The following is an 8,917-nucleotide window of genomic DNA, read 5'->3' on the forward strand; positions in this document are numbered from 1 at the left end:
CCGGCGGCACACCCCGTACGGGCACCGCCCCCTACACCCCGACGGCGGTCGCGACGTTCCCCCTGCCGGACGCGACGCCACCGGTCCCCGTCCCCGCGTACGCCCCCGCCGCCTCCGCCTCCGCGCCCACATCGGCTTCCGTCCCGGGGCCCGCCCGTCCACGGCGCGCCACGGTCGCGGTGATCGCGGGCCTGGCCGCCCTCGTCCTGGCGGTCGCGGGCCTGACCTACGCGTTGATCGACCGCGACGGCGGGGGCAACGGGACCGAGAGCTCCAGCGGCGGCCCGACGGGCGGCGGGAACGGCACCGACGGCGGCCCGACGACGGAGGACTCCGCCACGCAGGACACGGAGAGCACGGACGGCACGAAGAACACGGACGGCACGGACGGCACGGAGAGCACGGAGAGCACGGACGGCGGCGGCCCGATCACCACCGGCGGGCAGCCCTCCCCGTCGCCCACCCAGTCCGTGCGGGTGACGGTCTCGGGCTCGCACACCGACTACGAGGGCGCGTGCCCGCCGCCCGACGAGCGGGCCCCGGCCTTCACGGCGACCTTCACCGTGGGCGTCGTCCCGGCGGAGGTGGAGTACCGGTGGGTGGCGGAGACCGGCGAGGTGTCCGACCCGGACTGGAAGACCCTCTCGTTCGCCGCCGGCGGTGGCAGGACCGGACGGGACACGGTCGTCGTGACGACGTACGAGGAATCCGGGACGTACGAGAACAGGATCGGTGTGGAGGTCCGCGGCCCGAAGGAGACGAGGTCGAACACGGTGCCCTTCTCGGTCACCTGCGAGCCGGAGACCCCGACGGGCGGGACCTCCGACTCCGGTTCCCCCAGGGCGGCGACCCCGGACGGTGCGGTCGGGCCGCGGCTTTGAGCGGACCGCGGCGTTCGGTCGAGGCGTGACGCGGATCAGGACGTGGTGCGGGTCAAGGTGTGACGCGGGTCAAGACGTGACGCGGATCAGGCCACGGCGTCGAAGACGGGCAGGTAGCCGCCCGACTGACCGGCGGCGGTCGGGTGGTAGGACTCGCCGATGTTCAGCCAGTTGACACTGTGCAGCCAGGCGCTGCCGGAGCAGATCTCGTGGCCCGTGAAGGTCTGGCGTACGTCGCCGAACGTGAAGCCGTGGTCGGCGGCGCGCTTGGCGATGGTGTTGTTCAGGTGGTCGGCGGCGCCGTTGATGGCGGCCCGCTCCGTCTCGGAGAGACCGGCCAGGCAGCTGCCGTTCAGCTTGTAGAACCGGGGGTAGCCCATGACGACGACCTCGGCCGACGGAGCCCTGGTGCTGATCGCCGAGTAGACCGAGTCGAGCTGGCCGGGCAGGGTCGAGTCGACATATGCCTTCGCGGTGTTGACGCGCGCCACGCAGGCGCTGTCGGACTGCAGGACACAGGTCGTCATGACGTCGGCGAAGCCCGCGTCGTTGCCGCCGACGGAGATCGAGACGAGGCCGGTGCCGGAGCCGAGCGGGCTCAGCTGGTTCGCCAGGACATCACCCGTACGAGCGCCCGAGCACGCCGCGAAATTGAAGGAGGAGGGAGAGTTCGCGGCCGCCCAGAGGTAGGGGTAGGCCGCCGTGCTGCGCTTGCAGTCGCCGCTGGAGCTGATGTAGCTGCCCGCGCCGACACCGGAGGAATAGGAATCGCCAAGGGCCACATAGCCCGTGGCGGCGGCCTCTTGTGACGCCTGCGCCGTCGTCGCGCCGGTGAGGGCGAGGGCGGCGGCGAGGAAGAACGAGGTCACGTACGCCGTCATTCGGGAACGTCTCATGGAATCTCCCTTTAGCAGGATTTTTGACGTGACTTTCCTACCAGCTACGCGCGTTGACAGGAAGTGTCCATGCCAACTCTTTCCAGGCCCGGGCAGTCCTTTCCTCCCGCGTTCACCACGCGTTCGATTGCGTGCCCATGACAGGCATGTGACATACCCTCAATCCTCTTGAGCTACGCCCGTAGACCGGCCACGCTGATGTCTCGTCCGGTAGCGGAACGCAACGCTCCCGGCTGTGCGCGCGACCGCGTGCGCACCCCCCACAGACGTGCGCCCCATCCAGGCGTACGCCGCCTATGAGGAGGACTCCCTCGTAATGGCACAGTTGCGCAGCAAGAAGATCCGGATCGCCGTGACCACCTCCGTGGCCGCCGCCCTGCTCGGCGCCGTCACCTCGCTCCCCGCCCAGGCCGCACCGGCCGAGGGCCGGGTCCTGGCGGCGGACTCCCCCACCGCCGTCAAGGACAGCTACCTCGTCACTCTCAAGAAGGGCGCGGACTTCAAGGCAGCGTCCGCCGAGGGCGAGAACCTGATCGAGGAGTACGGGGGCACCGTCGAGAAGACGTTCGGCGCCGCGCTGAACGGCTGGTCGGCGAACCTGTCGGCCGCGGAGGCCCGCAGACTCGCCGCCGACCCCTCGGTGGCCACGGTCGAGCAGAACCAGAGAGTCCGGGCCAGCGACACCACCCAGTCCAACGCCCCCTGGGGCCTGGACCGCTCCGACCAGACCTCCCTGCCGCTCTCCCGCACGTACACCTACCCGGACTCGGCGGGCAGCGGGGTGACGGCGTACGTCATCGACACCGGCGTGCGCATCACGCACTCCCAGATCAGCGGGCGGGCCTCCTACGGCTACGACGCCGTGGACGGCGACACCACCGCCTCGGACGGCAACGGCCACGGTACCCACGTCGCCACGACCATCGCGGGCTCGACCTACGGCATCGCCAAGAAGGCGAAGGTCGTGGCGGTCCGCGTGCTCGACAACGCCGGCTCCGGCACCACCGCGGGCGTCATCGCCGGCATCAACTGGGTGACCGCGAACCACAGCGGTCCCTCGGTCGCCAACCTGTCGCTCGGCGGCGGCGCGTCCACCACACTGGACAACGCGGTGGCCAACTCCATCGCGAGCGGGGTGACCTACGCGGTCGCCGCGGGCAACAGCAACGCCAACGCCTCCTCGTACTCCCCGGCCCGCGTCGCCGCGGCGATCACGGTCGGCGCCACCACCAGCACGGACGCCAGGGCCAGTTACTCCAACTACGGCTCGGTCCTGGACATCTTCGCCCCCGGCTCGTCGATCACGGCGGGCTGGTACACCGGTGACACCGCGACGTCCACGATCTCCGGTACGTCGATGGCCACACCGCACGTCGCAGGCGCGGCCGCGGTGTACCTGGCCGGCCACACCTCGGCCACTCCGGCCCAGGTGGCCACGGCCCTGACCACCGGCGCCACCACCGGCAAGGTGACGAGCCCCGGCACGGGCTCCCCCAACCGCCTCCTGAAGATAGTCCCGTAACCACCCGCGACCACCACGACGACTCCCCGCAGCCCGCACACAGGGCTGCGGGGAGTCGTCGCCCGTGTAAGGGGTCTTGGTGGTGATGAGCCACCGAGGCTCCGCTGCATCCGCTGCGTCCGCTGCGTCCGCTGCAGGCGTACAGGCACGACGGCCCATACGAACGCAAAGTCGAGCGAGACGCCGCCTTATACACCCGCCACACGATTCCCGCTGAGATTCTGGCCAGACTTCTACCACGTCTTGACTGTCCCGGACGGCTGCGCAACATTGAAGCCCGGCATCCGGCGCTTCGGGGGGCAAAGTCGCCTATGCAGACCATAGGTACCAATACATCGTCATCGGACCCACCCGCACCGGGCAATGACGGGTGGCCGCACCGGAATCCGGGGAGGGACCTGCTACCACTGCTCGCCGGGGCGGCCACCACGATCGCGGGCGTCGGCGCCGTACTCGCCCTCGCCGACGTGGAATCTCCTCTGCGCGCCCCGTTCACGCTCTTCTTCCTGCTGGCCGCGCCCGCCGCGGCCGTCGCGGCCACACTCCGGGGCATGGAGCCGTTCGGCCGCACGGTGGCGTCCCTGTCGGCGGCGGTGGTGATCGACCTCCTGGTCGCCCAGGGCATGCTCACGATGCACAAGTGGTCGGTCCCCGGTGGAATCGCGGCCGTGACCGCGCTCAGTGCCCTCATTCTCCTGCCGGACCTGGTACGGCGCCTGCGCGACCGTACGGCCGTACGGCGGGAGGAGGACGGGCTTCGTGACGTGTAGGCAACAGTCGGAACAACAACCGCGCGGGGCCTGCTTCAAGGTCTTGCCATAACGTCATAACCGACCATATCTTCATACATTCATCTGCATCAGCCCATCAGCGCACATGCGATCCAGGGGAGGGCTCAGGATCGCGACGAGGGGCCCGGTGCGGGGCGCGGTAGGGGGGTGCCGTGCTCGGTGGCGGTGATTGACCGCACCGAGTCGTGCCGCGCGACCGACCCAGACCACAGTCGGCCAGTCATACCAGCTCACCCGGCCTGCACGGAGTTCCCTTCCGGCATGCCGCGCGTGAGGAAACCCCCCTTTCGAACCGGACAAAACGCCGGACCGCCCGGGGGTGGGCGGTCCACCGGACGAGAGGGACCAGACCCATGAATTCTTTTCTGCGCCCGGCGGTCCCGGGTGAGGAGCAGACGCAGGATCAGGCACAGGACCAGACACGGGATCAGGCACAAGGTCAGGCACAAGGCCAAGCGCAAGGTCAGACGCACGACCGGAGCACGGTCGGCAGATACCGGCCCATATCAACCCACCTGGCCATAGCGCCTCCGGTGAGTGTCGTGATCCCCGCCATGAACGAGGCGGAAAACCTCCCGTACGTCTTCAAGACGCTTCCGCGGTGGATCCACGAAGTGGTCCTGGTCGACGGGAACTCCACCGACGACACCGTGCGGGTGGCCCGTGAACTGTGGCCCGACGTCAAGGTCGTCGAGCAGCTCGGCAAGGGCAAGGGCGACGCTCTGATCACCGGTTTCAAGGCGTGCACCGGCGACATCATCGTGATGGTCGACGCGGACGGCTCGGCCGACGGCCACGAGATCGTCAGCTACGTCTCCGCGCTGGTCTCCGGCGCGGACTTCGCCAAGGGCTCGCGGTTCGCCAACGGCGGCGGCACGGACGACATGACCCCGGTCCGCAAGCTCGGCAACTGGGCGCTGTGCACGGTCGTCAACCGCAAGTTCGGCGCGCGCTACACCGATCTCTGCTACGGGTACAACGCTTTCTGGCGGCACTGCCTGGACGAGATCGACCTCGACTGCACAGGCTTCGAGGTGGAGACCCTGATGAACATCCGCGTGGTCAAGGCGGGTCTGAGGGTCCAGGAGATACCGAGCCACGAGTACCTGCGGATCCACGGCGCGAGCAATCTGCGTGCCGTGCGGGACGGGCTGCGGGTGCTCAGGGTGATCCTCAAGGAGCGTTCCAACCGGCGTTCGCTGCGCCGCAGACCGCGCGTCGCGGCGCTCGACTCACGCCTGAAGGACGTGTCTTGAGCACGCCGGACTTCTCCGTGGTCGTCTGCGTCTACACCGAGGACCGCTGGGAGGACATCCTCGCGGCGGTCGCCTCGGTGCGGGCGCAGTCCCTGCCCGCACTGGAGATCCTCCTGGTCGTGGACCACAACCGGCCGCTCCTGGAGCGGCTGTTGAAAGAATACGAGGGTCGCGAGGGTCGCGAGGGGCACGAGGGGCACGAGGGGGCCGGAGAGGTGCGGGTGCTCGCCAACGCGGGTCCCCGCGGTCTGTCCGCGGGCCGCAACACCGGCATCGCCGCCTCCCGCGGCGACGTCGTCGCCTTCCTCGACGACGACGCGGTCGCCGAGCGCGACTGGCTCCTGCACTTCGCCGAGGGGTACGAGGACCCGCTGGTGATGGCCGTCGGCGGCCGGACCGTGCCGGTCTGGGCGTCGGGCCGCCGGCCCGCCTGGTTCCCGGCGGAGTTCGACTGGGTCGTGGGCTGCACGTACAGGGGCCTGCCCCCCGGCCGGGTCCGGGTGCGCAACGTGCTCGGCGGCAACGCCTCGTTCCGCCGTACGGCCTTCGACGCGGTGGGCGGCTTCGCGACCGGTATCGGCCGCGACGGCGACAAGCGGCCGCTGGGCTGCGAGGAGACGGAGCTGTGCATCCGCCTCAGCCGCGCCCGGCCGGACGCGGTACTGCTGATCGACGACCGGGCGGTGATCCACCACCGGGTGCCCGGGGCGCGCGAGCGCTTCGCGTACTTCCGCACGCGCACGTACGCCGAAGGGCTGTCGAAGGCCCTGGTCGCCCGGAGCGTCGGCGCGGGCAAGGGGCTTGAGTCGGAGCGCCGCTACGCCACGCGGGTGCTGCCCGCCGGGGTCGCCCGCGGGCTGCGTGACGCGCTGCTCGCCCGCCCCGGCGGCGCGGGCCGGGCCGGCGCCATCGTCGCCGGAGTGGTGACGGCGGCGGGGGGGTACGTACTCGGGAGCCTCCGGGCTCGCCGGGGCGCGGGCGGGACCGGATTCCCGGTGGTCCCGGCTCTTCCGGTGCTCCCGGCCGCGCAGGGCGAGGAGACCTGCGGATGAGCGGACCGCGCGAACCGGGCGTGCCGATCCTCATGTACCACGCGGTGGCCACGGCCCCGAACGACGACACCCGCGCGCTGTCGGTGACGCCGGAGGCGTTCGCCGAACAGATGCGGCTGCTGGGCGGCGCGGGATTCACCCCCCTCGACACGGCGGGACTGGCGCGCGCCTGGCGCGCGTCGGGTCCGCTGCCGGAGCGGCCGGTGCTGATCACCTTCGACGACGGCTACGCGGGCGTGCACCGGCACGCCCTGCCCGTGCTCGCCGCGCACGGGTTCACGGCCACGCTGTTCGTGTCCACCGGCTGGCTGCGCGGGGAGCACGACACCGGGGGCGGTCTCGACGAGATGCTCGACTGGGACCAGGTGCGCGAACTGGCGTCCTCGGGCGTCGAGATCGGCGGCCACAGCCATACGCACCCGCAGCTGGACCAGCTGTCCGAGGACGCGCTCCGGTCCGAGCTGCTGCGCTGCCGGGAGATCATCACCGGTGAACTGGGCGCCCGCCCCGCGTCGTTCGCGTATCCGTACGGCTACTCCAGCCGCCGGGTGCGCGCCCAGGTGCGCGAGGCGGGCTTCGCCCAGTCGCTCGCCGTGGGCAACACGCTCGCACGGCGCGGCCAGGGACCGTACGCGCTGCGGCGGATCACCGTGCGCCGCGGCACCGGGATCGAGGAGTTCGGACGGCTCGTCGAGGGCCGTTCGATCGCCCGCACCTTCGCCAGGGACCGTGCCCTCACCAAGGGGTACGCCATGGTCCGCAGAGCACGACAGATTCGCCGGAAGGCCATCCGCTCCCGTGTCTGACACGACCACGGCCGAAGCCGACACCCCCACACTCGAACCGTCCGCAGGCAGCCAGCTGTTCCGGAACGCCTACGCCCTGATGCTGAACACCGGCATCTCCGCCGTGCTGGGACTCGGCTACTGGCTGGCTGCCGCCCGCTACTACTCCGAGTCCGCGGTCGGCCAGGGTTCCGCGGCGATCGCCGCGATGAAGCTCCTGGCGGGGCTCACCGCGGTGACGCTGACGGGCGCCCTGGCCCGGTTCATCCCGGTGGCCGGGCGCGGCACCGGACGCCTCATCCTCCGTACCTACGCGGGCAGTTCGGTGGTCGTGGCGCTGGCCGCGGGCGCCTTCCTGCTCACCCTGGGCCTCTGGGGCTCCTCGTACCGCTTCCTCCAGGACCCGCTCGTCGGCACCGTCTTCGTCCTCTCGGTCGTCGCCTGGTCGGTACTGACCCTCCAGGACGGCGTGCTGACCGGACTGCGGAGCGCGCTGTGGGTGCCCGTCGGCAACACCGTGTTCTCGGCGGTGAAACTGGCGCTGCTCGTCGCGTTCGCCGCGGCCGTCCCGACCATGGGCGTCTTCGTGTCGTGGGTCGCGGCCATCGCGGTGTCGGTCCTGCCGCTGGGCTGGCTGGTGTTCCGGCGCCTGGTGCCCCGGCACACGCGGGCGACGGCGGACGGCGCCCGGCCGCCCACCACGAAGGAGATCGGACGATTCCTGGCCGGTGACTACACCGGCTCGCTGTTCTCGCTCGCCGTCGTCTACCTCGTCCCGGTGCTCGTCGCCGCGCAGGTCAGCTCCGCCGACAACGCGTACTTCTACATCACCACCACCATCGGCGGCACGGTCAACCTGCTCGCCATCAACATGGGCGCCTCACTGACCGTCGAGGGCTCGCACGACCCCGCGCGGCTCGCCGCGAACACCCGGGCGGCGCTGCGGCGGATGGCCCGGATCATGCTGCCGGTGGCCGGGGTGCTGTTCTTCGGGGCGCCCTGGATCCTCGGGGTGTTCGGCCAGGGGTACGCGGACGCGGCGACGCCGCTGCTGCGCTGGTTCGCGGTCGGGGCGGTGCTGCGGGTCGTCATGGAGACGTACTTCGCGGTGCTGCGCGCCCAGAGCCGCACGGCCGGACTCGCCTGGCTGCAGGGACTGCTGTGCGCTCTCGTGCTGGGTCTCACGCTGGTCCTGCTGCCCCGCATGGGGCTGACCGGCGCGGGCGTCGCGGAGATCTCCAGCCTCGCGGTGATCGTGGCCCTCGCCGCTCCCCGGCTGTACCGGATCGTCCGGGCGGCGCCGCCCGGTGACGTGCCGCGCGGCGCGGCGCCCGGCGGGGACCCGACCGGTCCGGGCACCCGCGAGGTGACCGCGCCGCGGCGGGACGAGCCGGGGAAGGGGCGCGGGCCGGCCTGGGCGCAGCGGCTCGACACGGACACGCTGGCGCTCGGCGTCCAGCTCGACTTCGACCACCTGGAGCGGCGGCCGGACGTGCGGCCGGGGCCCGGCACACCGCCCGCCGGGACGCCCGCGGCGGACCGGCCGGACCACCGGCCCACCTGGGCGCTGCGGATCCCGCAGGACCTGCTCGCCGAGAGGCGGGAACCGGGCTCGGAGACCTCCGTCGGTCCGTCCGGGACCGAGGTGGACGCCCCGTCCGGGTCACCGGTCGGCGACCCCGCCGGGGAGCCGGAGGACGGCCCCGCCGGGGAGCCGGAGGACGGCCCCGCCGG

At 71.6% G+C, this 8,917-nt stretch carries 7 protein-coding genes and 1 pseudogene; 7 read left to right on the top strand and 1 reads right to left on the bottom strand.

Features of this window, described 5'->3' with window-relative positions:
- Window positions 1-881 (top strand): annotated as a pseudogene (locus KM933_RS37880) (serine/threonine protein kinase); the annotation flags it as partial.
- Window positions 882-967: 86 nt separating this feature from the next.
- Here the strand turns inward: KM933_RS37880 and KM933_RS37885 are convergent.
- Window positions 968-1,777 carry an SGNH/GDSL hydrolase family protein gene (locus KM933_RS37885; protein WP_221361810.1) on the bottom strand — a complete coding sequence of 270 codons (810 nt, stop codon included), beginning with the start codon at window positions 1,775-1,777 and terminating at the stop codon, window positions 968-970.
- A 316-nt stretch (window positions 1,778-2,093) separates the two neighbouring features.
- On the opposite strand from KM933_RS37885, the gene KM933_RS37890 reads away from it, so the two are divergent.
- From KM933_RS37890 to KM933_RS37915, 6 genes are all read left to right on the top strand, one after another.
- Window positions 2,094-3,299, top strand: a complete 1,206-nt coding sequence (locus KM933_RS37890) for a S8 family peptidase (protein ID WP_221361812.1) — start codon at window positions 2,094-2,096, stop codon at window positions 3,297-3,299.
- A gap of 311 nt (window positions 3,300-3,610) precedes the next feature.
- A complete protein-coding gene (locus tag KM933_RS37895) occupies window positions 3,611-4,069 on the top strand; it encodes a hypothetical protein (RefSeq protein WP_260334804.1) in 459 nt (152 codons plus the stop codon).
- A 374-nt stretch (window positions 4,070-4,443) separates the two neighbouring features.
- Window positions 4,444-5,346 (top strand): glycosyltransferase family 2 protein, encoded by a 903-nt coding sequence (locus KM933_RS37900; RefSeq protein WP_221361814.1) that lies wholly within the window; start codon window positions 4,444-4,446, stop codon window positions 5,344-5,346.
- Window positions 5,343-6,398, top strand: coding sequence for a glycosyltransferase family 2 protein (locus tag KM933_RS37905; RefSeq protein ID WP_221361816.1), 1,056 nt, complete (start codon window positions 5,343-5,345; stop codon window positions 6,396-6,398). Before KM933_RS37900 ends, KM933_RS37905 begins: the two co-directional genes overlap by 4 nt.
- Window positions 6,395-7,204: a polysaccharide deacetylase family protein gene (locus KM933_RS37910; protein ID WP_221361817.1), complete on the top strand. Its 810-nt coding sequence runs from the start codon at window positions 6,395-6,397 to the stop codon at window positions 7,202-7,204. The genes KM933_RS37905 and KM933_RS37910 overlap by 4 nt, the downstream gene beginning before the upstream one ends.
- The coding region (locus KM933_RS37915; protein WP_430727425.1) for a lipopolysaccharide biosynthesis protein at window positions 7,197-8,917 on the top strand (1,721 nt) is incomplete at its 3' end. The genes KM933_RS37910 and KM933_RS37915, both read left to right, overlap by 8 nt.

This window comes from Streptomyces beigongshangae, assembly GCF_019710745.1.
GTDB classification, from domain to species: domain Bacteria; phylum Actinomycetota; class Actinomycetes; order Streptomycetales; family Streptomycetaceae; genus Streptomyces; species Streptomyces beigongshangae.